This is a genomic window from Streptomyces sp. NPDC059828 (genome assembly GCF_042731955.1).
Taxonomy (GTDB): domain Bacteria; phylum Actinomycetota; class Actinomycetes; order Streptomycetales; family Streptomycetaceae; genus Streptomyces.
In genome coordinates, this window is sequence record NZ_JBHWIW010000027.1 from 22,267 (window position 1) to 47,154 (window position 24,888).

Sequence of the window (24,888 nt, forward strand, 5' to 3'; positions counted from 1 at the left end):
GCTACGGCGTGCGGTCGCCCGGCATGTCGCCGCGACGGCGTACGGGACCCGCCAGCAGCGCCCCGATCAGCCCTGTCGCGAGCCCCCAGACCAGCGCGAGACCCAGCGCGCCCCACAGCCGCGGTCGCAGTGACACCTCCCCGCCCAGGCTCCCGATGTCGCCGACCCCGATGACCGACAGGCCGTATTGCGCGGAGACCCGGACGAGCAGGCAGACCACCAGCACGGTCAGGGCCAGCGCGACACCCATGTGGACGGCGTGCTCCCAGGGTCGTACCCGGGCCGGCGATCGTGCGGCCATCACAAACGCTGCGGCGAGCACCAGCACCACGGCGGCCACGAGCAGCCACCATGCGCGCCCGTCCCGTTGGGACAGCGTGGACAGGTTGAGCGTCGAACCGCCCGGTGTACGCAGCACCTCGTCCAGTACCGGTGGCACCGGTAGCCCGAACGGCCCCTTGACCGTGCCGTCCCAGGAGGCGCCCAGACCGAGTGTGAGCGCCAGCCACGCCAGGTTCGGCAGGCCGAGCAGGATCACCGCGAACGTCCGGCCCGCATGCCCCTGGGTCGCGGCGACGACCAGCCCGGCGCACAGACCGACGGCCGCATAGGCGAGCAGCAGCGTCAGCATCGCGAACGCCGCGGGGCGCACCGACTCCTGGAAGCGCACGAGCCGGGCGGGCAGCGGGGCCCGCCGTGACACCAGCAGTGCCATCGCGATCACCCCGATCAGCCACAGCAGGCCGTACAGCAACGTGGGCCCCACGTCGGCGGCGAAGCCGACCTCGGGCGTGGTGTCGAGCAGGTCCCCGATGTCACTGAGCAGGGAGTCGCCCAGCGAGACCTCGAAGGTCTGGTGCGCCAGCGCGGCCAGCCCGGCGAGCCCCAGCAACCAGAAGACGGCCAGCCGGACGAAGCGGAGCAGCAGCTCGCCGGTGCCCGCGACCGCGCGGTGCCGCAGCGGTCGCAGGAAGAGCCAGGCCGTCACCAGGGCGCCCACGAGACTCACTGAAAGGGGCACCACAGTCAGCTCGGCCTTGGTTTCGGCGATCGCCCCCGCGTCCCCCGCGAGGTTCACGGTGCCGCCCGCCGCCATGACGACGATCGCGGCGACGGTACGGGGGAACGGGTTCCCGGGAAGTCCGGTGCCGCCTGCCGCCCACAGCCCGAGTGCGGCCACGATGATCATGGCGACCAGGCCCGCCATGACGGCGGCCAGCGCGTCGCCCCAGTCCCGGACGGCATGACCGAGGCCGCTCCGGGAGGCTGCGTGCTGGCTCACGGAGCCACGGTAAGCAGCGGTGCGGTGGGGGCGCGCGCCGGAAGGGGCCGATCGCGTACGGCTTGCAGGCGGTGCGGAGCCGGGGCACACAATTGGGGGGTGAGCGATCAGCCGACGCCGGGCCGACCCGAAGGGCCTCCCACCGGCCCCCTCTCCGGCCGGGACTCGGAGCCACGGCCGTCGCCGTCGGGCCCCCCGGCCGGGCCGCCGAGCGGAGGCGGCCCCCGCCCGTCCGGTGGAGGCGCAGGCGAAGGCCCACCGAGCGGTGGGGTCGGTGGCGGCGGTCGCGGTTCCGGGGGCGGCGCGGGGGAGGGGAAGGGTGCGGGCGAGCCCTGGTACCGGTCCATTCCGAAGATCGCCGCGGTCACCGCGGCGATCGTCGCCGCCGCCGTGCTGGCCATCATGCTCACCCGCCCGGGTGGCCCCACGGTCGCCTCGGGCGAGATCTTCATGCAGCCCGCGAACGAGACCGGACCCGACCCGTTCACCGCCTCCACGGCGAACGGCACCGTCAACGCACCGCCCGCCGCCCTGCCCACCGCGGCGACGGCCACGCGGTCGCCGTCCGGGACCTTCGTACGGGGAGTGGACGGGGCGACCCCGGGCCTCTACGGCGGCAGCCGCAACACCGCGAGCTGCGACACCGGGAAACAGGTCAGGTTCCTCGCCATCCAGCCCGAGAAGAACCGGGCCTTCGCCTCGACCCTGGGCATTCAGCCGACCGCCGTCGAGGACTACCTCCGCTCGATGACCTCACTGCGGCTGAGACTGGACACCCGGGTCACCAACCACGGCTACCAGGACGGCAAGGCGACCTCTTACCAGGCCGTACTGCAAGCCGGCACGGCCGTCCTCGTCGACGACCGAGGGGTGCCACGGGTGCGGTGCGCCTGCGGCAATCCGCTGACGCCGCCGGTCGAGGTCCAGCGCGCGGTGAAGCGCACGGGCAAGACCTGGAGCGGTTTCGACCAGTCCCGTGTGGTGATCGTCCAGCCCGCGCCCCGAACCGTGGACGCCTTCGTCGTCCTCGACTTCGGGGACCACGCGTACTTCTCCCGTGACCGCGCCGACACGGGTACCCACGACAAGCCCGTGGCGCCGCCCAAGGACCCCACGACCCCGACTGAGGTCCCGTCAGCGCCGGAGAGCGGTGTGTCCAGCAGCCCCGACGGCTCGACGCCACCAGACCGCGCCACCAGCCCGGGGGCGACCGCGTCCACCGCGAGCTGCGCACCGGGGGCCGGTACGGCGGGCTGCCCTTCCACCTCGCCCCCGGCCGAGAGCCCCGCCGAGGGGAGCCCGCCGCCTGACGGGCCCTCGACAGGGAGCCCCTCGGCCGGCGTCACCGGGCAGACGGACACTCCGCCCGACAGCACGCCCCCGGTCGAACCACCGCCCGGGCTGCCCGATGCCCCCGACCAGCCGGCCACCCCGGAGTCCCGTCCCGCGCCCGACTCCAGCTCCGCCCCCGCGGAAGGCTGATCGCCCGGGCGCTCGCTCGCCGGCCGGCTCGCACAGCCGCGTGCGGAGTACGGCCGGGCTCCTCAGCCCGGACAGGGCCTGAGCGGGAGGACAGGGCCTGAGCGGGAGGCGCTACCCGGGCGGCTCCGCTGCCGGCCGCTCCTCGCCAGGAGCGGGACGGCGCGGGCGGATACGGGCTGCCAGCAGTGCCACATCGTCCTCGGCGTCGTCCGCGCCCAGCTCCCTGACCACCGCGTCGGCCATGTCCTGCACGGGAGTACGGCAGGGTACGCGCACCCGGGTCAGTCGGGCCAGGGACTCGTCGATGTCCTCGCCACGCCGTTCGACCAGCCCGTCCGTGTACAGCAGCAGCGTGTCGTCGGCCGTGAGCGAGCGGGTGACCAGCTCATAGCCTCCGAGGCCGGTACCGAGCGGCGGCCCGACGGGTACGTCGATCACCTCGGCGGTCCCCGCGTCGGTGAACACCACGGGCGGGAGATGCCCCGCGCTGGAGAAGCTGGCGAGCCCCCGCGCCGGGTCGACCCGGGCCAGTAGACAGGTCGCGGGACGGGCGCTGGTGTCGGCGATGGCGAGGTCGAGCTGGCGCAGCACCCGGTGCGGCGGCAGATCGGCGGCGGCGACATCGCGCAGCATCGCGCGGTACGTGTTCATCTCCACGGCCGCCTCGACGCCGTGGCCCATCACGTCTCCCATGACGAGCAGCGTCCGCCCGTAGTGGAGGCGCACTGTCTCGAACCAGTCGCCGCCCACCAGATTGCTGGTGCCGACCGGTAGGTAGCGGGTCGCGAGCTCGAGGTTGGGGTGCGGCTTGCCCGGCTCGGTCAGCAGCGCGCGCTGCAACTCGACCGTGGTGTCCTGCTCCGCCGCGAACTGCCTGGCGTGCGCGATGCCGACGGCCGCGAGCCGTACGGCGTGGCGGGCTATGAGGACGTCGTTCCGGCTGAATCCGGTGTGTGGACGGGCCAGCAGCGCAACTCCCATGACCTGGCCTTTCGCGCCTTTGGCATCGCCCGCGTCGACCGCGCTGGCGGTGCTTCCGGTGCCGCCTGGTACGACGAGCGGCACCGCCAGCACAGCGGTGTCGTCATCGGCCGCGCGCTCGGTGGTGGGCAGACCGGAGGCGACGGCGCGCGCGGCGACCGCGCCGGAGAAGCGGTCATCCGCCCCGAACAGGTCCTTGGGCCCCGCGACCGCTGCCCTGTGCATCCTGGCCGGGACGGCCGGTCCGCGCAGCGCGCGCCGGCGGGCCGGGGCAGGAAAGACGTCCACCGCTGCCGCGTCCGCGAGCCTGGGGCTCAGGAATTCCGCCAACTCCCGGCAGGTGACCGATTCGTCGAGCGAGGTCCCGATCCGGTCGACGGCGTCATCGGCTGCCGCGAGGCGGGTCCGCGTCAGCCTCAGCTCTTCGTGCAGCCCGCGTGGGGAGGTCCCGGCCGCGTCATCGTGACCCCGGGTTCCGGGGTCCTCGGCCTCGGACGTGCGGCGCCCGCGACGGCTCTGGAGCCAGTCACCGCGATCGGCTGCCACACGATCACCTCCTCCCCTCGCGGGGCGGTGACCCCAGCTTGCTCCACGGCTTCACCGCTCGCACCACCTGACGGAAACACGCTGTTCAGCCCGTTCCTGGGCGCCAAACGAGCCTCGAACGGGTGTCCATGATCTCACCCGGACCGAGCGATGGTCCTACGGCCGGCCACCGGCGTCGACACGTTTGATCAGACCGCAATACGGCCCTCTTCGCCGTGGCCCCGCCGGGGACGCATGGAGGCCTCGACGGTGGGCTCGATACGGGAGAGCTGCGCCAGGAGGCCGTTCAGCCAGACCTCGAGGTCGATGAGCATGGGCAGCGGACGGCCGTCCGTCGGCGCGGGGACCCGGGTGGTGTCCGTGGTGCGCGGCAGGGCGTTGTCGTCGGCGGCGAGCTCGGCGAGATGGTCGCAGGTCTCGCTCAACCGGGCCGCGGTGTCCCGCGCCCAGCTCGCCGCCTCGTACGGGACCTTCACCACCGGCAGATCGATCCTGGGCAGCCACAGGGCGCCGAGGAGCACGTGTTCCGTGGCGATCAGCACGCCGTGCCAGTCGGCGTAGGGCCCCGAGGACTGGGGTGGCTCGCTGCGGAACTGGGCGTACGCGGTCTCCGCGAGCCGCAGCCGGTGCAGGGCGGGCAGCGTCGAAGGCGGCGCCTTCGAGCCGGGCGGGCCGGCCAGGAGCACCTCGACGGTGCCCGTGACCAGGGGGTGGAAGGACCGCAGCAGGGCGGCCATGGTCCGGCGCACCTCACGTCTGGCACCGGCGGGCCAGGCGATCAGCCCGCACAGGAGTCCGACCGCACTGCCCGTGAGGATGTCGATGACCCGTTCCTCGGCGAGCTGCCAGGAGGCGGGGGCGATCTGGGCGAACGCACACGCCACGACCAGGGTGAAGAGTGCCTGTGCCCAGGCGATCCCGAGCAGCGGCCCCAGCGCGAAGGCGGCGAGCATCCCGGGCACGAGCGCCGCCGCGTACACAGGGGAGTGCTGGCCGAAGCCCACGAGCAGTGCCCCGGCCGCCACCGCGCCCACGAGGTTCCCGGCGAGCGCCTGGCGGACCGCGGACCAGGTCTCCCCCGCGGTGGTCCGCCCCAGCGTCAGCACGGCGAGCAGCACCCAGAACCCGTGCGCCAGATCGAGTGATCCCGCCACCAGCCGTGCGGCGCCGAGGCCGAGGGCGATGCGCACCGCGTTCTGGAACATCACCGAGTGCAGGTTCATGTTCCCGAGCAGCCGCCTCGCCCACAGGCGCGGGGCGCTCATGTCCGCGTACCAGAACAGCTCCTGCGGCGGGATCGGACCAGTCCGGTGCCCCTCGAGCCCCACCCGGATGGCGGTTTCCACGATCCGCGCCGACTCCGCAATCCCCAGTACCAGGGCCTGCCGCCGCAGCAGGGGCACGGGCGGTACGCCGTCGGGTGGACCGATCGCCTGTCCGATCCGCAGCGACTGGAAGTCGGTCATGGCGTCCTCGAGCACGCTGGGCAGCGCGGGTGGACGGTTCTCGCGCAGGGCCGTCGCGGTCGTGGCGCAGAGCCCGGCGACCCGGCCGAGCAGCGTGTCGCAGGAGGTGCGCGCGAGCTCCCTGGCGCTCGCGGACTGACCGCTGCCCTGTGCACATGGGGTCGGGTCCCGCCCCGGCCCCGATACCGGAGTGAGGCTCGTTTCCTCGTACCGGGCGAGCTGGTCGAGCAGGCGGCGTACCGCGTTGCCGCCTTGGGACATGCCCCGGTCCCTGCGCCAGGGCCCGACGGGCCGCTCGGCTGGCGGCAGCTTGGACAACCGCAGTTCCTGGCCCGTCGCGCGGAGCCGCTCGGGCGGTACGGACCCCGGCTCGCGGGCGGCGGCGGCCGCGAGGTCGAGCGCGTCCGCCAGCCGGGTCCGGTAACTGGGCGGCGCGGGCGCGGGGAGCAGGAAGATCTCGAAGGCGGCGAGCAGCAGCACGCCCACGGTCAGACCGACCAGCCGGAGCAGAAGCGTGTCCGGGGCGTAGGGCGGGAAACAGGCCAGGATGTAGAAGAGCTGGAGTCCCGGGGCGGCACCGGCCGGGAGCGGGCCCGCCACCGCCGAGAAGGCCAGGCAGAAGCCGACGACCAGCATCCCCAGCACCGCGGCCCAGGTCCGTACCGCCAGCAGCGTGCCCAAGGTGACCAGCAGCAGCGCCACGGGCAGGGCCTTGAGCATCGCGACGGATCGCTGGTGCCCGGATCCCGGGATGGGGGAGAGGCCGCCGAGGGCGATGGGCGCGAAGAGCGCGTACAGCGCCATCTCGGGCTGGCGGAGCGCGTACAGGAAGATGTAGAAGCCGATGCTGGTGGCGACGGTGACCCGGATCGCGCGGTGCACGATCTCGGTCCGCTCCGCCTTGCTCTTGCCGGTCACCGCGGGGCCTCGCCGAAGGCCTCCGTCCTCGCGGCCGATGACGACTCAGCGCGCATGCGCACGTTCCTCTCAGCCGACGGCGCCGTCCCGGGCGCCGTGACCGGGACGGATCCCATTGTGGGACGGGGCCATCGCCCCCGCAGCCCGGCAGGACCGTCACGCGGCCGGAGTGCACGCGGCCGGGCGAGCCCGGATCGCGGGGAGCGGGGGCCGGGGCGACCATGGTGCAGCAGGGTCGGGCTCCGGGGGCTGAGGCAGGCGGTCAGGAGGTCGTACGGTGTACTTGCTCGTCCCGGTGGTGTTCGCGCTCGCCGCGGCGCTCAGCAACGCCATCGCCACCGTGCTCCAGCGCAAGGCCGCGACGAGTGTGCCGAGCTCCCAGGGCTTCCGCGCGGGGCTGATGCTCGATCTGCTGCGGCGGCCCGTGTGGCTTGCCGGGATCATCGCCGTCATCGTCGCGGGCGTCTGCCAGGCGCTGGCCCTCAACACCGGGCCGCTGACGGTGGTCCAGCCCCTCTTCGTGCTCGAACTGCCGCTCACACTGATCGTGGCCTCGCTGCTGATGCGCCGCCATCTCGCCCGCGGCGGCTGGATCGCCGTGGTCTGTGTCGTGGTGGGCCTGGGCGTGGCCCTTGCCGCACTCGCGCCCACGGGCAACCGCACCCATGTACCGCTGGACCGCTGGCTGCCCGCCCTCATCGGGTGCGTGGGGGCGGTGGTCGTGCTCTCCGCGGTGGCGCTACGACGCCCGGAGGGCCGGGTGCGGGCGGCCTGTCTGGGGACCGCCACCGCCATCTCCTTCGCCCTGACCGCGGCCCTGATGAAGGAGGCCACCCACATCCTGGACGACCAGGGGGCCGTGGCGTTCTTCACCGCCTGGCAGACATACGGCTTCGCGGCGGCCGGGGCCGGGGCGCTCTTCCTGCTCCAGAACGCCATGCAGGCGGGCCCGTTGGTCGCCTCCCAGCCCGCGATCACCCTTGGCGACGCGATGGTGAGCCTGGCCCTCGGTGTCGTGGTCTACGAGGAGCATGTCCGCTCCGGCTGGTGGCTGCTGCCGCAGCTGCTCGGTTTCGCGCTGATCGGGCTGGGGGCCGTCACGCTCGCGCGGATCCCGCTCACCCAGTCCCTGGTGGCCCCTGACGACACCGGCGGGGTACCCGCACCGGCCGCACAGCCACCGCCGTGAGCGCCGCTTACGGAATCCGTCGGTCGCCAAAGTTGACCAAATCAGCACAAAAAGCGTTTCATTGCGGTGAAAGGGTCACGCCAGGCTTCCAAAGGAGGCAGCCCCCATGACCACCCATCCGAGCATCGAGCAACACCCCGACCTTGCCGAGATGCGCGCCCGCTTCGAACGCGCGACCTCCACTCCTCGCGCCCAGGCGATAGAGACACTGGCCCTGCTGACCGGCCTGTATCTCGCCGCATCGCCGTGGATAGCGGGCTTCAACGGCCTTACCACGCTGGCCGTCACCAACCTGATCACCGGCGTCGCCTATGTCCTGTGCATGAGCGGTGTCGGCACGGCCTACGAGCGGACGCACGCCATGGCCTGGTGCGCCATCGTGATCGGGGCATGGACGATCATCAGCCCGTGGGTCGTCGCCGGAGGCGTCGCCACCACGCGCACGATCGTCAACAACGTCATCGTCGGCGTCCTGGCACTCTGCCTCGGCCTGGCCATGGCCGCCATGAGCGGCGGCGGGGCGACCGGCGCCCGCCGCTCCGGTCTGGGATCGATGCGCTGACGCAGCGTCCCTCCCGCTGGCTCAGCTCCGGCTGAACAGCGCTGACACAAGACCTCTTGGGCCGCGGTCCGTCCCCTGGCCCGCGGTCCAAGAGCCCGTCACACCGGTCCTCCGGTCGGCCCCGTCACTCCCGCACGTGTGCGATCAGCAGCGCCACGTCGTCCTGGCCGGTCCCGGCGCGCAGCGACTCGAGCAGCCGGTCGCAGGTCTCCTCAAGGCCCATGCGTGGCCCGTCGAGCAGCCCGAGCAGCACCTCGAGCCGGACGTCGATGTCCTCGTCGCGGGTCTCCACCAGCCCGTCCGTGTAGAGCACGAGCCGGTCTCCCGGGGCGACATCCACGGTGACGGCGCGGAACGGGACCCCGCCCACGCCCAGCGGTGCGCCGGTGGGCAGTTCGAGCAGCTGCGGCGGGCCTTCGGGCCGGACCAGCACCGGGGGCAGGTGCCCCGCGGTCGCGATGGTGCAGTGCCCCTGGTGCGGGTCGTGGAGCGCGTAGAGACAGGTGGCGATGTACGACCCGAGCCCGATGGTGATGTCGTCGAGATGCCGCAGCACCTGCGCCGGGTCGAGATCGAGGGCGGCCAGGGTGCGGGTGGCCGTGCGCAACTGGCCCATCGCGGTGGCGGCGTTGATCCCGCTGCCCATCACATCCCCCACCACCAGCGCGGTCCGGTCACCGCTGAGCGGCAGGATGTCGTACCAATCGCCGCCGACCTCGCCCGCGGCACCGGCGGGCTGGTAGCGCGAGGCGACCTCCAGCCCGGTCACCGGTGGCGGCTGCTGGGGCAGCAGACTGCGCTGGAGCGTCAGCGCGGTGTTGCGCTGCTGCTGGTACCAGCGTGCGTTGTCGATGCACACGGCCGCCCGGGCGGCCAGCTCGGAGGCGAGCAGGACATCGTCCGAGTCGAAGGGCACCTGGTTGCGGAACCTCTTGAGGTCGAGCGCCCCGAGCACCTCACCTCGGGCGATCAACGGCACCGCCAGGTACGAGTGCACTCCCGCCTCGGCGAGCAGCACGGCCGCCTCGGCATCGCGCGCGATGCTGATCAGGTCGTCCTCGCCCACGTGGGGGATGACCACCGGGGTGCCCGTCCGCACACACCTCGTCACCAGGCGGGCGGCGTCGTACCGGGCCAGCTCGCCGGGCTGGTCGGCCGCCTGGAGCGCGGGGGTGGGTTCCGCCGCGGTGACGGCGAGTGCGCGTATCACCGCCCGGCCACCTGCCGGAATCTCCTCACGGCGGCCTTCGACGGCTGAGTCCAGGACATCCACGGCCGCTATGTCGGCGAGCTCCGGGACCGCGATATCGGCCAGTTCCCGAGCCGTCTGCCGGAGGTCCAGCGTGGTACCGACGCGCACCGCGGCGTCGGCCACCATCGTCAGCCGCCGTCTGGCCCGCTCGGCGACCTTGGCGGCGTGGTGCCGGTCCGTGACGTCCACGACCGAAGCGGCCAGGCCGAGAATCCGCCCTCCGGGGTCCTCCAGCCGGTACAGGGAGATCGACCAGGCCCGCTCGGTGCCGGGCTCGGCCGGCGTACGCCCGACGACCTGCCGGTCCAGCACCGGCGTACCGGTGTCCAGGACCTTGCGCATCGAGATCTCGATGGTGCCGTCGTCCCGGAACGGCAGGGTCTCGCCGGCCGGGCGGCCGATCTGCTCGGCGGCGGGGATGCCGTTGATCCGCTCCAGCGCGGTGTTGGCGGCGACATAGCGCAGGTCGGCGTCCAGCACGGCGAGCCCGATGGGGGACTGGTCCACCAGCCGCACGGACAGCGCGAGGTCCCGTTCGACACGGCGCAGGGTCGACTGCTCGGTGGCCAGGCCGAGGGCGTAATAGCCGCCGTGCACGTCCTGGAGGCGCATGTTGCGCATCTCCAGGTAGCGGATGCCGCCGTCCTTGTGCCGTATCGGGAAGACCCCCGCCCAGCTCTCGCCACTGCCCATGACCTGGGCGAACAGATGCACCACGAGGTCCACGTGCTCGTCGGAGACCAGCAGCCGGGCGGCGTACTGGCCCAGTGCCTCCTCCGGGGCGTAGCCCAGCAGCTGCTCGGCCTGCGGGCTCCACAGGGCGACCCGGCCTTCGGCGTCGAGCACGATCGCCGCCATCCGCAGCACGTCCAGCAGGCCCCCGGGCGGGGCAGGGCCGAACTCCACCTGGCCGACCGGAGCCGGGCCGTCGGAGTACGCCTCCGTGCCACCCATGCCAAGCAGCTCCTCCCGCCGTCACGGCGTCCTCGACCGTCCCCTGGCCGCGCGCGTTCCATATTCCCCCCGCGACCATGGACACGCACCCCCCGCGGGCGGATCGGGACAGGGCCGTGATCCTGGGAGAATTCCCCTGATCGGCCTCCGCATACACACTGATCGCCCCATGTGCCCATCGGAACGCCCCTCGTGACCCATCGCCTGCGCCGCGATCACCTTCGGTCGCCCGCCCCAGGCCAGGGCCGGGAGCGCTATGTTGAGCACGAATGGGACAAGAAGGAGGCACACGGTGCCATCAGGGCAGCAGCAGGCGCGGGCACAGGCCTCCGCGATCACACCGGGACGGCAGACCCCGGACGCGGACCTCTCGCCGGCGGACAAGGTCCGTGCGCTGTTCGGCGGTCACCGCCTGTCTCCGGGGCAGCGTCGTATCGCGCAGTACATCACCGACCATCTGACCGAGGCCGCTTTCCTGTCCATCACGGATCTGGCGGAGCGCGTGGGCGTGAGCCAGCCCTCGGTCACCCGCTTCGCGTCCTCGCTGGGCTTCAGCGGCTATCCCGCGCTCCGCGAGGCCCTCCAGCCGATCGCCCTGAGTGCCGTGGCCGGTGCCCAGGACACGGGCGAGGAACACCGCAGCAATGAGCTCCAGGCGGCAGTGGACGCCGAGATCGCCAATCTGGAGAGCCTGCGCCGCGTCCTCGCCGACACCGACCAGGTGCTGGCCCTGGGTCGCGCACTGGCCCAATCGGTGCCCTTGACGATCCTGGGGCTGCGTATCTCGGTCTCTCTCGCCGAGTACTTCGCGTACGCCGCCAGACGCATCCATCCTGATGTGCGCCTGGTCTCGCGTGGCGGCAGCGTGGCCTACGACGCGCTGCTCCAGTCCCGGGAGGCGGGCGGCACCTGGGTGCTCGCCTTCGCCATGCCGAGGCACGCGAAGGAGACCCTGGCGGCGGTGCGGGCGGCCCGCCGGACGGGGTTGCGTGTCGCCCTGATCACCGATCTCACGCTGGGGCCGCTGGTCGACGAGGCCGATGTGACCCTCACCGCGGCAACTGGATCACGCCTTGTTTTCGATTCGTACGCGGCGCCGGGTGTGCTGTCCGCTGCCGTGCTCCAGGCCATGGCGGACGCCGACCCCGAGCGCACGCAAACGCGGCTTGAGCAGTACGAGCAGGCCGCGGAGCAGCACGACTTCTTCCTCGAGTACTGACCGGTCGGGACGTGCCGGGGCATGGGTGTTTTCAGCCACCCAGCAGCATGAAATTTTTCATACGCTTGCTTACTTGGCAGTATATTTATTTACTGTCCTTGGCACCCGGACGGCACTCCTCCTCGTCGGACCCATGGTGTTCTGTTTCGGGTACTCCGCTCCCCTCGGAGTGCCCCGACCCGGTGGCCCCGGTCAACCCCTGGGCCGGGCCGCCGGGCCGTACAGCTCGCGGTATCCCCTCGATGACACGCTGAGGCGGTGAGCCGCCCCCGGCGGGAAACGGGCTACGGTCACCGAGGTGAAGACTCGCCCCGGTCGTCCCTGTCCCCTCGGCGCCACCTATGACGGCACCGGCACCAATTTCGCCCTGTTCTCGGAAGTGGCCGAGAAGGTCGAGCTCTGTCTGATCGATGACGACGGCGCCGAAGAGGAACGTGTCGCACTGACCGAAGTCGACGGCTTCGTCTGGCACGCCTACCTGCCGCGCGTGGAGCCGGGCCGGCGCTACGGCTTCCGGGTGTACGGGCCCTTCCGGCCCGCCGACGGCCACCGCTGCAACCCCGCCAAGCTCCTCCTCGACCCCTACGCCAAGGCCGTCGACGGCCAGATCGACGGGCATCCCTCGCTGTCCGGCCACCGGCACGACCGCCCCGACGAGCCCGACAACAGCGACAACCTCGGCCACACGCCGCTGTCCGTGGTCACGAATGCCTTCTTCGACTGGGGCAACGACCGCCCGCCCAGCCGTCCCTACCACGAGTCCGTCATCTACGAGGCCCACGTCAAGGGCCTCACCCGGACCCACCCCGAACTGCCCGAAGCCATCCGCGGTACCTACGCGGGAATCGGGCACCCGGCGGTCATCGAGCACCTCACCGGCCTGGGCGTGACGGCGATCGAGCTGATGCCCGTGCACCAGTTCGTCCAGGACGGGCACCTGCGGCAGCGCGCACTGTCCAACTACTGGGGCTACAACACCATCGGCTTCTTCGCCCCGCACAACGCCTACGCCTCCACCGGCAGCCGTGGTCAGCAGGTGACCGAGTTCAAGAGCATGGTCAAAGCCCTCCACGAGGCCGGAATCGAGGTCATCCTCGACGTCGTCTACAACCACACCGCCGAAGGCAACGACCGGGGTCCGACGCTGTCCTTCAAGGGCATCGACAACACCGCCTACTACCGGCTGGTGGACGGCGACCGCCGCCACTACTACGACACCACCGGCACCGGCAACAGCCTGCTGATGCGGCACCCCAACGTCCTGCAGCTCATCATGGACTCGTTGCGCTACTGGGTCACCGAGATGCACGTGGACGGCTTCCGCTTCGATCTCGCGGCCACCCTCGCCCGCCAGTTCCACGAGGTCGACCGGCTCTCCGCCTTCTTCGACCTGGTCCAGCAGGACCCGGTGATCAGCAGGGTGAAGCTGATCGCCGAGCCGTGGGACCTCGGCGAGGGCGGCTACCAGGTGGGCAACTTCCCGCCTCTGTGGTCGGAATGGAACGGGCGCTACCGTGACGCGGTCAGGGACTTCTGGCGTGGCGAGCCGTCGTCCCTCGCCGAGTTCGCCTCCCGGCTCACGGGCTCGGCAGACCTCTACCAGGACGGACGCCGCAGACCCCGGGCGAGCGTCAACTTCGTCACCGCGCACGACGGTTTCACGCTGCGCGACCTGGTCTCGTACGACGAGAAGCACAACGAAGCCAACGGCGAGGGCGGCAACGACGGCGAAAGCCACAACCGTTCATGGAACTGCGGCGCCGAGGGCCCCACCGACGACGTGTCCGTACGCGAACTGCGGGCACGACAGCAGCGCAATCTGCTGACCACCCTGCTGGTCTCCCAGGGTGTGCCGATGCTGGCCCACGGCGATGAGCTGGGCCGCAGCCAGCAGGGCAACAACAACGCCTACTGCCAGGACAGCCCGCTGTCCTGGGTCGACTGGGAGCTGGACGGGGAGCGGCGGGAACTGCTGCGCTTCACCCAGCGCCTGTTGCGGCTGCGAGCCGCCCATCCCGTCCTGCGTCGACGGCGCTATTTCCACGGTGGGAACGACGGCAACGGCATCGCCGACCTGCTGTGGCTGCGCCCGGACGGCGAGGAGATGCGGGAGGAGGACTGGGCGCGGCCGGACTCCCGTGCCGTGGGGGTGTTCCTCAACGGCGACGCCATCACGGAACCGGACGCCTTCGGCGAGCCGGTGACCGACGACACCTTCCTCATCCTGCTCAACAGCCATCACGAGCCGGTCGGCTTCCGGGTACCGGACCACACGCACGGCGAGAGCTGGTCCGTCGAGGTGGACACCGGGGCGCCGGCCGACGACACCGACGAGACGGAGATCAAGGCCGGCGCCCGGGTCACGGTCGAGGCGCGCAGCACACTCATCCTGCTGCGTACCAGGTCCGGAGCCGTTCGCCGGCCCGGCGTCGCCGACCCGGGCGCGTAACCCTCCCGTACCGCGGCACCTCAGGCTCGGACGGAGCCTAGGGTGCCGCGTCCGGCTCGGTGCCTGCCGCCGTCGCGGTCTGACCGGAAAGGGCCCCAGGCGAAGCGGCGAGCGCCTCGACCAGCCAGCAGTGTGTGAGCCCCAGGTTGGGCCCCGCATTCCCGGACAGTGTGGCGACATGCTGCCAGTAGCGCTGGAACAGCGGGATCGTGCTGTGCAGTTGAGCTCCCATGAAGGCCCGGAAGCCCGGTGTGTCCTCCTCGTACCGGGAACGCGCGCAGGCGCCCGAGAAGTGGTCGAGCGCCGCACCGGCCTGGGGCGGCACCCCCTCGGCGACCAGCGAGTCGGCCAGATCGGACGCGTCGAGCAACTCCGCGTACAGCGAGGCCTTGTCGTGCACGTTCGGGCACTCCCAGTACAGCGGGAACTGCGGGTGCGCGGTCAGTGAGTGCAGCTCGGCGTAGGCGAGCACGGCCTCCGCGGTCGGGTCGGCGGGCGGATCCGGCACGGCCTGCGCGGTGATGGTGTCGACCAGCCGGGTGGGTATGGACGACGGGATCGTCCGCTCCCAGGAGCGGATGAGATGGTCATGGGCCTCCGGCAGCTGCTGTACGCGGGCCAGCACCTCAAGGCGTCGCAGTCGCTCTGATCCTGAGCAGTCGTCAAGTGCCTTCAACGTGGCCTCGCGCCAGCGCAGCTCCGTCAACCTCCGTTGCACCAGGTTGAGTTCATCTGTGACCAGGTCACCGATGCTGCGCTCGCCGGTGGCCACCTCGACGACGGTGGCGATCGGTGTGTCCAGGGCGCGTAGCCGCTGGACCAGTCGCAGTTGCTCGAGAGCCTCCGGCGCGTAGCGGCGATGGCCGCCGCTGCTGCGCTCGCCCATGGGCAGCAGTCCGATGTCGGAGTAGTACCGGATCGTCTTCACCGAAAGACCGGTGTGACGCGCCAGCTCCCCGATGGACCATGTGATTCGCTTCACAACCCCTTGAACCTCCAGTGCACGGGAGGTTTTAGCGTACGGAGTGCCAGGCCGCACCACCTCCGCGGCCCGGCAAAACCGGCTGACAAACGGGGGCTTGGTCCAGCCGGTGCACGGGGGAGGGGGTGGCTCGGGCGCCACGCGAGTGGACTGCCCGAGCCGCCACCACGAACTTCCCTGCTGCTGCCCACTGTTACGCGGTGTGATGCGCCTTCACTTGAGTCCATCGGGGTGGAAGGTGACCGGCAGGGTCTGGGGCCCGCGCAGCCCACCGGGCCGCCAGCGCAGCTCGCCGGGCGGAACCGCCAGGGCGAGGCCGGGGAGCCGGCGCAGCACCGTGCCGATGGCGATCTGGCCCTCGAGGCGGGCGAGCGGCGCACCCAGGCAGTAGTGGATGCCGTGCCCGAAGGCGAGATGGGTGTTGTCGCGCCGGGTGATGTCCAGGCGGTCCGGTTCGGGGAACCGCCCGGGGTCACGGTCGGCGATGGCCGACGCGATCACCACGGTCGCGCCGCGCGGGACGCCCACACCTCCGATGACCACGTCCTCGCGTGCGAACCGTGCGATGCCGGGGTTCACCGGACCGTCGTAGCGCAGGAATTCCTCGATCGCGCCCGGCAGCAGCTCGGGGTCCTCCCGCAGCAGTGCGAGCTGGTCGGGGTGGGCGAGGAGCGCGGCGACCCCACTGCCGATCAGATTGACGGTGGTGATGTACCCGGCGGCCAGCAGCAGGAACGACATGGCGATCAGCTCGTCCTCGTTCAGCCGCTGCTCCTCGTCCCGGGCGGTGATCAGCGCACTGAGCAGGTCGTCTCCGGGTCGGGCCCGCTTGGATTCCATGAGTTTGGCGAGATACGCGTGCATCTGCTGCCATGCCCCGTCCACCACGGCCGGATCGGGCATCTCGGCCCTGCGCAGGATCATGTCGTCGGTCCAGCGCTGGAAGTCATGCCGGTCGGACACGGGCACCCCGAGCAGTTCACTGATCACCGTGACCGGGAGGGGCAGGGCGAAATCCGCGACCAGGTCGGCACGGCCGGCCGGGGCGAAGCCGTCGATCAGCCGGTCGGTGAGCTCCTGGACCCGGGGTCGTAGCTCGGCCACCCGGCGCGCGGTGAACGCCTTCGACACCAGCCTGCGCAGCCGGGTGTGATCGGGCGGGTCGCTGCGGAGCATATTGCTCAGCATGGACTCCCGCTCGGTGGAAGGCAGTTGCTCCATCAGGCGGGGGTCGGATGCATCGCGCACGTCACTGCTCAGCCTCGGATCCGACAGGGCGGCGAGTCCGTCCTCGTACCGCGTGACCAGCCAGGCCTCCACGCCACCTGCGATGACGGCGCGGCGCACCGGGCCGTCCTCTCGCAGCTCGCGGTAGAGGGGGAAGGGGTCGGCGACGAAGGCGGGATCGGCGTAGGGCAGAAGGACGGGCTGCTGGCTCATCGATGCCTCCTGATGGGTATGGACTTTCAGAATATTCCGAATGTCCGGAATGTTCCATGAGGGGCAAGTGGCTCCGGGGGTATATGTGCCAGTGCGGGCTGATACCCGGCCGCACGCCGGAGAGACCGCACGAAGACCGCGTCGGCCGAGAAGAAGCCGACAGGAATCAGGAATCGGGACGGTGGCCATGGAGCGGACCACATGCTGTGTCGTGGGCGGCGGACCCGCCGGGATGGTCCTCGCCCTTCTGCTGGCCAGGGCGGGAGTGCAGGTCACGGTGCTGGAGAAGCACGGCGACTTCCTGCGCGACTTCCGCGGCGACACCGTGCACCCGTCCACACTGGCTCTGCTGGAGGACCTCGGACTCGCCGAGCGGTTCGCCCGGCTGCCGCAGCGCCGGGTGTCCACGGTCCAGCTCCCGCTCGGACCCGAGGGTGCGCTGGTCACCGTGGGCGACATCGGCGCGCTACCGGGCGCGTACAACTACATCGCGATGGTCCCGCAGTGGGACCTGCTCGACCTGCTGGCAGACGAGGCCGGGCGCGAAGCCTCCTTCTCCCTGCGGATGAACACCGCGGCCACCGCGTTTCTCCAGGAGAACGGCCGGATCACCGGGGTGCGCTACCGCACCGCGGACGGCCGCACCGGAGAACTGCGCGCCACGCTCACCGTCGCCTGCGACGGCCGGGGCTCGCTGGCCCGGTCACTCCCCGAACTGGGGCTGCGGAGCTTCGCCTGCCCGATGGACGCCTGGTGGTTCCGGCTTCCCCGGCGCGAAGACGACCCGCACGGACTGGTGGGCGGTGTCGGAGACCGGTTCCTGTGCGCCCTGATCGACCGCGGTGACTACTGGCAGTGCGCCGGGCTGATCCCCAAGGGCACCGACGCCCCGCGTCGCGCCGCGGGTCTCGATCGCTTCATGGCCGAGTTCACCGCGGCCGTGCCGTGGCTCACCGACCGCGTGGACACGCTGAAGTCCTGGGACGAGGTGAAGCTGCTCGACGTACGACTCGACCGACTGCGGCGCTGGCACCGCCCTGGCCTGCTCTGCATCGGTGACGCGGCGCACGCGATGTCACCGGTCTTCGGCATCGGTATCAACCTTGCCGTCGAGGACGCCGTGGCCGCCGCACGCCATCTCGTGGACCCACTGCGCGCAGGCGCGGTCGGCCTCCGGGACGTGCGGGCAGTCCAGCGCCGCCGCTGGCCGACCACGGCCCTGACCCAGGACCTCCAGCGGCTCGCCCACGGCCGGGTGATCGAACCGGTGCTGGCGGGACGCCCGCCCTTCGGCGGTGCCACGGTGGCCAAGCACGCGACGGAGCTGATCACCACCTCCCGCTGGCTGAACAGGGTCCCGGCCTACTTCCTCGCCTACGGGGCGCTGCGGGAGCGCCCGCCCGCAGCGTCGGTGCGCCGCGCCTGAGCCGCGTGCTGCTGCTCTCAGGCCTCGGCGCGCTCGGTGACGGGTGCGCTGCTGCGGTCGCCGAGGAACTCGTACCAGCGGTGCTGGACGCACGGGTACTGGACATCGGCCTCGACCAGATCCAGGAAGGAGTCCACCGTGGCCCCCAGTCGCTCCTGGAGCCCGCCGTCGGTCAGCTCGCCGTCACTGGTGAAGGCCTGGTGGGCGGCGGCGAGACTGAACATGCCGGGGTAGACACGAGCCCCGAGGTGCTCGAGCGGCACCCGCAGGGCCCACAGCCCCCGATTGCCGCCCACCATCGAGGGGGATGCCGAGAGCAGCAGCGTCTGCTTGTCCTTGAACGGCTGCGGCCGGAAGCGGGACACCCAGTCCACGGCGTTCTTCACCGTGCCCGGCACCGAGGCGTTGTATTCGGGCGAGGAGATGACGAGGGCGTGGGCCGCCTCGATACGGTCGCGCAGCGCCATGGACCCCGGGGGCGGACCCGAGGCCTCCTCGTCGTCACCGTCGTATGTGGGGACGCCGAACTCGCGCAGACCGGCGAGGTCGACCGTGGCGCCGGTCTGCCCGATGATCCGGGCGACCAGCCCGGCCAGCAGCTCGTTGACGGAGCCGGTACGGGAAGATCCGGACAGTACGAACACGCGCAGTCCCGCGCGGCCGACGGGTGGTGTGGACGGGAAATCCTGGCCGTCCGGCGTGGGGGGAGTGGGGGCGTTATCGGTCATGGTCGGATCACGCCTTTCTGGTTCTCTGACTCCAGGCTCCCTCGTCTCCCCGTTCCAATCACCTTGGGGCGCCAGGTGGCCGGTCCCGGGGAACTGGGCCTACCATGCCCGCCCCCGCCCCCGGTGCCGAAGCCGGCTCCTTCACCAAGTCCCCTGCGCGGGCCTGGCCTCGCCTGGGTCGTCCGGCCAGGGTGGCACGGTCGCCGCCACCACGCGCAGCCCTTCCTGGCCGCCTCTGAACTGGAACGCCGTGCCCAGCGGAACGGTCAGACAGACACCCGGGACCAGCGCGGTGACCTCTTCATGGCCGTCCTGCCGGCGCCACATCTCGCCGCTTCCGGAGACGACGTACCAGATCTCCTCGACGCTGGCGTGTGACACCGCCCGCGACACCTGCTCCGGCGCCAGCGCGAACTGCGCGAAGCTCGCGGCCCCCGGGAGCACGCAGAGCGGTCGCACCGTCGCACCGTCCGGAGCGGTGACTTCCGGTACCTCGTCGACTGCCGACGTGAGAAAGCGCGTCACCGTGACTCCCTTGCCCTGGACGGTCCTGCCTGCCGTGCGTCATCGTGCCGCAGGACAAGCCCGCCAGACCCAGACACCACCGAACAGCCCGACGGCGAGCCCGGCCGCGGCCCCCCGGAAGAGCGCATGGACCCGTGGCGGCGATCAGGACGCCACGGGGCGCCGGACCGGGCGGCCGGCGCCGAGGGACGTACCTCATGATGCGGAAACGGGGTGTCCCACCGGGCGGGGCCCCTCAGCCGACCGGCGGCCCGTGTTCCAGGTGACCGCTGACTGCGTCCACGGTCATCACCATCGGATCACTCACTGCGGTCGCGCACCTGCACCGGTTTCGCCGTCTGCGCATCCGCTGGGAGATACGTGATGACAACCACGAAGCGTTCCAGAGCCTGGGATGCGCACTCATCTGCTGGCGCCGTCTCTCACGGCTGGTCCGGGACGCCCCTGCCCAGTAGCCATTCCTTGACGCTCGGGGAGCCGTCGAGGAGTCGGCTGACCTCCATGCCCTCATCCCGTGAGGTCACTCTCGGCAGAGGGGCGAAGTCACCAGGCAGGACGTCCAGCAGGCTCATCACGCGGTCTCCCGCATGAAGAGTGACGAGCAGTTCGCACCGAATCTGACGCGGGATGCCGGGTCGATGCGGCAGGCTGTTCCACAGGGCTGGCCACAGATAGTGGGTCCCATCGGGCGCCGCATTCGCCTCCACCCATGCCGGGTCCAACCGCTGGTTGAGGCTGAGCTCACATGCCCGCTCCTCCAGCCTGACCAGCGAGGCCGTATCGAGGACCTTCAACTCCCGAGGCACCGGCTCATCCGAGTTCATCGCCCCATGCTGCCCGACAGCACCCCAGCACCTGGAACCGACCCATCGAAGATCATTTTGTTAGGAGCTCTAAGAGCCCCGGGTGACCTCGGGTATCCCACGCCGCGGGCCGACCCTCACAGTCCGCCCGGACCGGACCTCACCGCTCGCCACTCGGGCGCCAGCACCGACCAGATCTCCTCGTCGTGCCGCCGGCCCCGGTACAGGTAACTCTCCCGCAGGACGCCGTCCTTGGTCATCCCGAGCCTGCGGGCCACCGCGATGCTGGGCGCGTTCTCCGTCGAGACCCACCACTCCACCCGGTGGATCCCCCGTGTCTCCACGGCCCAGTCGATGACCATCCGCGCGGCCCGGGTCACCAGGCCCCTGCCCACCGCCGACGGCTCCAGCCAGCAGCCTGCCTCGGCGGTGCGCTGCTCGACGTCCATGCTGCGCAGCAGGATCGCGCCGACGAGTGTGCCGTCGGCCCAGATGCCGTGGATCCGCCCGGTGTCGGCCGCGGCCTTCTCCGCATACGACTGGAGGAAGGCCCGGCTCGACTCCAGGTCCTTCACGACATCCGGAAGGCCGTTGTGCTGCCCGATGAACTCCCGTCCCCGGTCGACATGGGCCAGGAACTCCCCGGCCTGCCACGGTTCGAGCGGACGCAGCTCGGCGCCGTCGTCGCCCAGGGACACGGAGTGCACCGTCACGCCTCCTCGGCGCCGCCGAAGCGCGTGCGGTAGGACTCCAGGTCCTCCTCAGTGATCTTCGCGAACAGCACCGGCGGGACGGTGAACGCCGTGCCGGCCGGGACACCGGCCAGGGCCCTGGCCTGCTCGGGGCTCACCCAGGCTGCGGTGTCGGTCTCCAGCGCGAAGGCTCCGCGCATGGCTGCGGCCGTGGCAGGGATGAAGGGCTCGGAGACCACCGCGTACAGGTGGATCAGGTTCATCGCCGTACGCAGGGTCAGCGCGGCGCCGTCCGGGTCGGTCTTGATCTCCAGCCAGGGGGCCTTCTCCTCCAGGTAGGAGTTGCCCGCGGACCACAGGGCACGCAGCGCCGTGGCGGCCTTGCGGAACTGGAGGGCCTCCAACTGCTCCTCGTACTCGGCGAGCAGCCGGGCGATCTCCTCACCGAGCCTGGCCTCTGCCTCACCTGCGTCGTGCCCGGCAGGCACCTCCTCGCCGAACCGCTTGCGCGAGAAGGACAGCACGCGGTTGACGAAGTTGCCGAGGGTGTCGGCGAGATCCTTGTTCACCGTGGCGGTGAAGTGCTCCCAGGTGAAGGAGGAGTCGTCGGACTCGGGGGCGTTGGCGATCAGGAAGTAGCGCCAGTAGTCGGCGGGGAGGATCTCGAGGGCCGCGTCCGTGAAGACACCGCGCCGCTGGGAAGTGGAGAACTTGCCGCCGTAGTACGTCAGCCAGTTGAAGCCCTTGACGACGTCGACCTTCTTCCACGGCTCGCGTACACCGAGCTCGGTGGCCGGGAACATCACCGTGTGGAAGGGGACGTTGTCCTTCGCCATGAACTGGGTGTAGCGGACGGTGTCGTCGGCCTCGTACCACCATGACTTCCAGTCGCGGACATCGCCGTCCTGCGCGGAGTCGGCCCACTCCCTCGTCGCGCCGATGTACTCGATCGGCGCGTCGAACCAGACGTAGAAGACCTTGCCCTCGGCGGCCAGTTCGGGCCAGGTGTCGGCCGGTACCGGGACACCCCAGTCCAGGTCACGGGTGATCGCGCGGTCGTGCAGGCCCTCGGTCAGCCACTTGCGGGCGATGGACGAGGAAAGCTGCGGCCACTGCGCCTCGTGGCGGGCCACCCACTCCTCGACCTCGTGCTGGAGCTTGGACTGGAGCAGGAAGAGATGCTTGGTCTCACGCACCTCCAGCTCCGTGGAGCCGCTGATCGCGGAGCGCGGGTCGATCAGGTCCGTCGGGTCCAGGACCCTGGTGCAGTTCTCGCACTGGTCGCCGCGCGCCTTGTCGTAGCCGCAGTGCGGGCAGGTCCCCTCGACATAACGGTCGGGCAGGAAGCGCCCGTCGACGGGGGAGTAGACCTGGCGGATCGCACGTTCCTCGATGAACCCGTTCTCGTGGAGCTTGCGCGCGAAGTGCTGGGTGATCTCCCTGTTCTGCTGCGACGAACTGCGCCCGAAGTAGTCGAAGGCCAGCTCGAACCCGTCGTACACGGCCTTCTGCGCGTCATGCGCCTGGGCGCAGAACTCGTCGACGGAGAGCCCTGCCGCCTTGGCGGCGAGCTCGGCCGGGGTGCCGTGCTCGTCGGTGGCGCAGATGTAGAGGACGTCGTGACCACGCTGGCGGAGGTAGCGGGAGTAGACATCCGCCGGAAGCATCGACCCGACCATGTTGCCCAGGTGCTTGATCCCGTTGATATAGGGAAGCGCGCTGGTGATCAGGTGTCGAGCCATCCTCGGATGCTCCATTTCGTGATGTTGTGTGCATTCCTGTCACGCTGGGTGACGGGATGGGGTGGGTGGGCCGCCGTCATCGTATCGAACCGGGGGTGCGTCCTTCCTGCGGGTTTCCCGGCCTCACGAGGGTTCGGCGGCAGGGGCGGAGGCCGGCTTCGGCGGCGGAGCCGGGACCGGGGCGGGGACTGAGGCCGGATTCGGCACCGGGGCGGGGCCTGCCGCCGGGACCGGCGCGTACTGGGCGGCCTGGGTGTGGAACATCGCCGCGTAGCGACCGTCCGCCGCGATCAGCTCCTCGTGGCTGCCGGACTCGACCAGGCGCCCCTGACTGAGGACGTGGATGCTGTCCGCGTAGCGCACACCGGACATGCGATGAGTGACGAGGACGACGGCGCGGTGCCGCCCGGCGAGCCGGCGGATGCGGTCGAAAGCCTCGATCTCCGCCTCGGGGTCCAGTGCCGAGGTGGGCTCGTCCACGATCAGGATGCTGTCGGCCGGGCTGGTGGACGCCCGCCAGTGGGTACGGGCCAGCCCGATCTTCTGCCACTCGCCGCCCGAGATCTCGGACGCCCCCCGGAACATCCGGGCCAGCAGGGTCGCGAGTCCCTGCGGCAGCTTGGCGATGACCGGGCCGGCCCCGGCGTGGTCGGCGGAGGGCTCGAGCTCCTCGTGGGAAGCGGCCCGGTGAGGCCGCCCGATCCGGATGTTCATCGCGGCGGTCATCGGCCAGCGCTGGAAGTCCTGGGTGAGCAGGGCGACCCGCTCGAACACCTGGGACCGGTCCAGTCCGTTCAGCTCCTCGCCACCCCAGCGGACACTGCCTGCCTGGGGCAGCAGCAGCCCGGCGAGCACCTTCATCAGGGTGCTCTTTCCGGAGCCGTTCTCGCCGACCACCGCGATCACGGAGCCCATCGGTACGGTCAGCGACACCTCGTCCAGCGCGGGTTCGAGCCGGTCGGGATAGTGGTAGCTGACCTTGTCCAGCGTCACCTCGCCGACCCTGACCGGCACGTCGGCCCCGTCCCGGGGGATGGTGTGCCGGGCCGCCTCGCTGAGGAACCGGTCGTGGTCCTGGACGTACAGCGACTCCTCGTGCATCTGGTTGACGTTCATCACCAGCGCCCCGAGGCTCGCCGAGCCCGACCTGACCGCGATCACCGCCGTGCCGGCGACGGCGAGTTCCATATGACCGGCGAGGATCAGCCAGGCCATCACGCCGTATGTGAAGGCCATGGCCAGACCCGACAGCGCGGCGGCCACCAGCTCGGTGAGCGCCTTGTCGTTGGCGAGGCGCTTCTGCTCGTTCTCGGCGTTCTCGGCCATGTTCCGGTACCGGTCGAGCAGGAAGGGGCCCACGGCATGGATGCGGACCTCCTGGGCGGCGGTGCGTTCGGTGAGCAGATTGCCGATGAGCCGGCTGGCCCGTACGTGCTCGACCCAGGTCATCACGGACACGTATCGCTCCTGTGCCACCCGCATCGCCCCCCAGCCCCGTGGCGCGGCGATCAGCAGCAGCATCGGCAGCAGGGCCGGATGCAGCACGGTGAGGACTCCGGCGGTGGCGATCAGGGCGATGATCCCGTTGAGCGCGGCGACACAGACCCCGATCATGCGCCGGGCCGATGCCGCGCCGTACTGCGCGACGTCGATGAGGCGGCGGAACGCCGGATCGTCGATCGCCTCCAGCTCCACCGCGGTGGCCGCCGAGAGATACTCGGTGGTCGCCAGCCGCTCCACCAGCGGCTCAAGTCGCCCGGCCCGCGAGGTGGACCAGCCCGCGAGACCCGCGTTGAGCACCGCCAGAGCTGCGATCACCACCAGTGCGGGCAGCGCGGCACGCAGCCGCACCACGGGCTCCCCGGACCCCAGCAGGGCATGCATGACCACGTTCACCGCGAGCAGGTTCCCCGCCGCCACGATGCCCTGCCCGACCTCGCTCACCCCCACCCCCAGTAACGAGCCCCGGTCAGCGCCCCAGGCCCTGCGTAAGGTGCCCAGCACCAGACGAGGCATGGCCTTGAGCGCCGTGACCATCGTCAAGTCCAGCCAGGAATGCTCGTGTTCGGCCCACCCCGTGTCGTACCGCAGTGGCCCGCCGAACAACTCCTGCTCGGCGTCCGAGATCTTCGCCTCGGTCATGCGTACGCGGCCGAAGAGTCCCCTCACATCGCCTCGCCTTCATCGGCGGCACGTACGACGACGCGCCGAGGTGGGCAGTGCCGGGTCGAATGTCCCACTTCGGCGGCC

At 71.1% G+C, this 24,888-nt stretch carries 18 protein-coding genes; 6 read left to right on the forward strand and 12 right to left on the reverse strand.

Going from position 1 to position 24,888, the window contains the following annotated elements:
* Position 1 precedes the first annotated feature (1 nt).
* Positions 2-1,282, reverse strand: coding sequence for a streptophobe family protein (locus ACFV6V_RS17945; protein ID WP_385565725.1), 1,281 nt, complete (start codon positions 1,280-1,282; stop codon positions 2-4).
* A gap of 99 nt (positions 1,283-1,381) precedes the next feature.
* On the opposite strand from ACFV6V_RS17945, the gene ACFV6V_RS17950 reads away from it, so the two are divergent.
* Complete coding sequence (locus ACFV6V_RS17950; protein ID WP_385565728.1) at positions 1,382-2,764, forward strand: DUF6777 domain-containing protein; 1,383 nt, start codon at positions 1,382-1,384, stop codon at positions 2,762-2,764.
* Positions 2,765-2,875: 111 nt separating this feature from the next.
* Here the strand turns inward: ACFV6V_RS17950 and ACFV6V_RS17955 are convergent, their stop codons facing one another.
* On the reverse strand, positions 2,876-4,291 hold the full coding sequence (locus ACFV6V_RS17955) for a PP2C family protein-serine/threonine phosphatase (protein ID WP_385565730.1): 1,416 nt from the start codon (positions 4,289-4,291) through the stop codon (positions 2,876-2,878).
* Positions 4,292-4,479: 188 nt separating this feature from the next.
* On the reverse strand, positions 4,480-6,675 hold the full coding sequence (locus ACFV6V_RS17960; protein WP_385565733.1) for an FUSC family protein: 2,196 nt from the start codon (positions 6,673-6,675) through the stop codon (positions 4,480-4,482).
* A 277-nt stretch (positions 6,676-6,952) separates the two neighbouring features.
* Between ACFV6V_RS17960 and ACFV6V_RS17965 the strand changes: the two genes are divergently transcribed.
* Both ACFV6V_RS17965 and ACFV6V_RS17970 read left to right on the forward strand, forming a co-directional pair.
* Positions 6,953-7,864, forward strand: coding sequence for a DMT family transporter (locus ACFV6V_RS17965; protein WP_385565735.1), 912 nt, complete (start codon positions 6,953-6,955; stop codon positions 7,862-7,864).
* A gap of 106 nt (positions 7,865-7,970) precedes the next feature.
* A complete protein-coding gene (locus tag ACFV6V_RS17970) occupies positions 7,971-8,426 on the forward strand; it encodes an SPW repeat protein (RefSeq protein WP_385565738.1) in 456 nt (151 codons plus the stop codon).
* Positions 8,427-8,550: 124 nt separating this feature from the next.
* On the opposite strand, the gene ACFV6V_RS17975 is transcribed toward ACFV6V_RS17970, so the two are convergent.
* Positions 8,551-10,632, reverse strand: a complete 2,082-nt coding sequence (locus ACFV6V_RS17975; RefSeq protein WP_385565741.1) for a SpoIIE family protein phosphatase — start codon at positions 10,630-10,632, stop codon at positions 8,551-8,553.
* A 256-nt stretch (positions 10,633-10,888) separates the two neighbouring features.
* Here ACFV6V_RS17975 and ACFV6V_RS17980 point away from each other — a divergent pair, with 256 nt between their 5' ends.
* Positions 10,889-11,851 carry a MurR/RpiR family transcriptional regulator gene (locus tag ACFV6V_RS17980; RefSeq protein WP_385565743.1) on the forward strand — a complete coding sequence of 321 codons (963 nt, stop codon included), beginning with the start codon at positions 10,889-10,891 and terminating at the stop codon, positions 11,849-11,851.
* A gap of 298 nt (positions 11,852-12,149) precedes the next feature.
* Positions 12,150-14,300, forward strand: a complete 2,151-nt coding sequence (gene glgX, locus ACFV6V_RS17985; protein ID WP_385565745.1) for a glycogen debranching protein GlgX — start codon at positions 12,150-12,152, stop codon at positions 14,298-14,300.
* Between the two features lie 37 nt (positions 14,301-14,337).
* Here glgX and ACFV6V_RS17990 read toward each other — a convergent pair whose 3' ends face one another.
* Positions 14,338-15,282, reverse strand: coding sequence for a MerR family transcriptional regulator (locus ACFV6V_RS17990; protein WP_385565748.1), 945 nt, complete (start codon positions 15,280-15,282; stop codon positions 14,338-14,340).
* A gap of 213 nt (positions 15,283-15,495) precedes the next feature.
* A complete protein-coding gene (locus tag ACFV6V_RS17995) occupies positions 15,496-16,722 on the reverse strand; it encodes a cytochrome P450 (protein WP_385565751.1) in 1,227 nt (408 codons plus the stop codon).
* 187 nt (positions 16,723-16,909) lie between these two features.
* Here ACFV6V_RS17995 and ACFV6V_RS18000 point away from each other — a divergent pair, with 187 nt between their 5' ends.
* The gene (locus tag ACFV6V_RS18000; RefSeq protein WP_385565753.1) at positions 16,910-18,148 is read left to right on the forward strand and encodes an FAD-dependent oxidoreductase; all 1,239 of its coding nucleotides are present in this window, start codon (positions 16,910-16,912) and stop codon (positions 18,146-18,148) included.
* A gap of 17 nt (positions 18,149-18,165) precedes the next feature.
* Here the strand turns inward: ACFV6V_RS18000 and ACFV6V_RS18005 are convergent, their stop codons facing one another.
* The 6 genes from ACFV6V_RS18005 to ACFV6V_RS18030 form a co-directional block, all read right to left on the reverse strand.
* Positions 18,166-18,798 carry an NADPH-dependent FMN reductase gene (locus ACFV6V_RS18005; RefSeq protein WP_385565863.1) on the reverse strand — a complete coding sequence of 211 codons (633 nt, stop codon included), beginning with the start codon at positions 18,796-18,798 and terminating at the stop codon, positions 18,166-18,168.
* Between the two features lie 219 nt (positions 18,799-19,017).
* Positions 19,018-19,401: a cupin domain-containing protein gene (locus ACFV6V_RS18010; protein ID WP_385565756.1), complete on the reverse strand. Its 384-nt coding sequence runs from the start codon at positions 19,399-19,401 to the stop codon at positions 19,018-19,020.
* A 422-nt stretch (positions 19,402-19,823) separates the two neighbouring features.
* Positions 19,824-20,225 (reverse strand): hypothetical protein, encoded by a 402-nt coding sequence (locus ACFV6V_RS18015; protein WP_385565759.1) that lies wholly within the window; start codon positions 20,223-20,225, stop codon positions 19,824-19,826.
* Between the two features lie 116 nt (positions 20,226-20,341).
* Complete coding sequence (locus ACFV6V_RS18020; protein WP_385565866.1) at positions 20,342-20,911, reverse strand: GNAT family N-acetyltransferase; 570 nt, start codon at positions 20,909-20,911, stop codon at positions 20,342-20,344.
* Between the two features lie 2 nt (positions 20,912-20,913).
* A complete protein-coding gene (gene metG, locus ACFV6V_RS18025) occupies positions 20,914-22,638 on the reverse strand; it encodes a methionine--tRNA ligase (RefSeq protein ID WP_385565761.1) in 1,725 nt (574 codons plus the stop codon).
* A gap of 123 nt (positions 22,639-22,761) precedes the next feature.
* Positions 22,762-24,780, reverse strand: coding sequence for an ABC transporter ATP-binding protein (locus ACFV6V_RS18030; protein WP_385565869.1), 2,019 nt, complete (start codon positions 24,778-24,780; stop codon positions 22,762-22,764).
* Positions 24,781-24,888: the final 108 nt, after the last annotated feature.